This is a genomic window from Daejeonella sp. (assembly GCF_049655485.1).
In the GTDB taxonomy this organism is placed as follows: Bacteria; Bacteroidota; Bacteroidia; order Sphingobacteriales; family Sphingobacteriaceae; genus Daejeonella.
On sequence record NZ_JBASJU010000195.1, the window covers coordinates 1 to 2,401 of the forward strand.

The 2,401-nt window shown below is 42.8% G+C and carries 2 protein-coding genes; one reads left to right on the top strand and one right to left on the bottom strand.

The window, feature by feature from the left end; translation table 11 throughout:
- Window positions 1–452, bottom strand: a 452-nt coding sequence (locus WBJ10_RS08420) for a hypothetical protein (RefSeq protein WP_424289240.1), incomplete at its 3' end; no start/stop codon positions are given.
- Between the two features lie 493 nt (window positions 453–945).
- Here WBJ10_RS08420 and WBJ10_RS08425 point away from each other — a divergent pair.
- Window positions 946–2,250 carry an IS110 family transposase gene (locus WBJ10_RS08425; RefSeq protein WP_424289242.1) on the top strand — a complete coding sequence of 435 codons (1,305 nt, stop codon included), beginning with the start codon at window positions 946–948 and terminating at the stop codon, window positions 2,248–2,250.
- Window positions 2,251–2,401: the final 151 nt, after the last annotated feature.

The window sequence follows — 2,401 nt, forward strand, 5'->3', positions numbered from 1 at the left end:
AAGCCATCGATATCTCCCCCGGCATAGCGATAAGCAACCAGGCTGGCTAGCTGCTCCGCTTTTTCCGGACCGAGTATGCGCCGGATCTCATCCTCTGATTGTTTCCTTGCGGCACGTGCCGATCCAAGATAGTTTGTCCCATCCTCACTTAGTTCTGCGACCGCTTCACCGGCAACAGTTTCCAGCTGCTTGATCTGCTCGTCTGTTAGCTCTAACTCAGACTTCAGCTGCATTTTAAATGCATCTTCTATTAATAGTGCATTCAGCACGGGCAGCGTGAGGCTGAAATCCTGGACTTTAGCTGTAGTGTCGACTTTTACGGCAGGGGCTGATACGGTATCGGAATCTGTCGAAGTCGTTTTTTGATTATTACAGGATGCCAGGGTACCAATGAGGGCGAAGATGATAAGGGTACGATGGATTGTATTGGGGAATATTGATGTTAAATTCATGGGAATGCGCTATGAATAGAATGATTAAATCAATTTTGAGAACTGGGATAAGCAGCGGAATATTTCTTTGGTTTCCGGTTCTGTATATTACAACTGGCAGGGGAGGATTTTGTTTAGGAGAGGGGTTTTTTCGGAGGTCGGAGGTCTGAAGGATTTCCGATGGGATTTCCGACAAGGTTTAAACGCGGAGGGCGCAGAGTTTTACGCAGAGGGCGCAATTTGGTGGGCGGATGACTGAGGTAGGAATCTGGGTTGTCTTTGCGAGGGGTAATTTATGTTATAAAAATCAATATAAATGACGTTAATTTTGCAAAGGGCAATAAACCTTGGGCAGTATAACAGTCTGAACACTAGTGTTTCAACCTGCTTGCGAGTTTTGTTTTAGGGTATGTATTAATCAATATTGGTGAATCTTATGATATCCCGCATGGTAGAAATATCTCATTTAGGATACCCTAAGCTTGATGGTTTATAAAAGATTGCCTGTAATGTTATGAGCACTTTAAGCAAAATCTATCCTAGTTGTGCCGGTATCGATATTGGCAGTGAGAAGGTTTATGTTTCTGTTGAGAATGATAGCGTCAGAAACTTCAGAACTTTTACTGCTTCTTACCGCGAATTGAGCAACTATTTAAAGGAGAAATCCATCACTCATGTTGCCATGGAAGCTACAGGAATCTATTGGATCACCCTGTATGATATTCTGGAACAAGATGGCTTTGATGTTACCCTTGTTAATCCTGCTGATAGTAAAAATCTTCCAGGTCGGAAAACGGATGTCCAGGATTGCCAATGGATACAACAGTTGTTCAGCTATGGCTTACTGCGAAAAAGTTTTGTCCCTGAAGATATTGTCAGGAAACTTAGGGTATATACCCGGATGCGAGAAGATAAGCTTCAGATGGCCTCCTCCCACATCCAACACATGCAGAAATCGCTGGTACAAATGAATATTCGTTTGCCGGAAGTACTCTCTCAAACGCATGGAGCAAGCGGAATGGCCATGATAAAGGCTATCCTGGAGGGTGAGCGGAATGCAGAAGTCTTGTTGAGCTATTGTACTTCTTCACTCATTAAGCGAAAAGGCGGGGAAATTCTGCTTGCCCTGGAAGGCAACTATAAAGAAGAATATTTATTTGAACTTAGGCAGGCTTATGAAGGTTATATGTTTTATTTGGATCAGGTAGCCAAATGTGATCAGGAGGCTGGAAAAATACTCGAAGAATATAATAACCGATCAGACCAGAATTATAAAGATAGTCACCCTGTTAAACCAATAAGGCATAATAAGCCTCATATCGAACATCTTCACGACTTATTGTTGGGGATTCATGGGGCTAACCCGACCACATTACCGGGTTTGACCGATTATAGTTTAATGAAGCTAACTGCAGAATTGGGGAATGATATTACTCAATGGCCTACAGTCAAGACCTTTGTATCCTGGCTGGGTTTAGCTCCAGGAAAACATCAATCGGGAAAGATGACTAAGCGGAGCAAGAAGAAGGCAGTCACCCGCGCTGGTCAAGTCTTTAAACAGGCTGCTCTAAGCATCATGTTAAGCAAAGAACCAGGTCTGGGTGCATTCGCCAGACGGATAAAATCAAGAAGGGGAGCTGGCATAGCCATAAAAGCTACAGCAAGAAAACTCGCCGAACTTTACTATAACATGTTCGCCAAAGGAATGGACTATGTAGAGCAAGGCGTAAAGAAATATGAAGAAAAACTAAAGGAACAACAAATCATGTTTCTTCAAAAAAAAGCCAAAGAGATGAACTTGCAACTTATTGAATATTAATGAAATATAAAAAACGTCAATGGTAGGAGGCACGACGAAGCAATCTTTTGAACACCTAAGATTGCCGGGCTATGCTCGGGAGCACAAAAGGGGCCCATTGTTAAGAAACATAATAATACTCCCCATTAGCCTTGATCGTTCCAGCATCCAG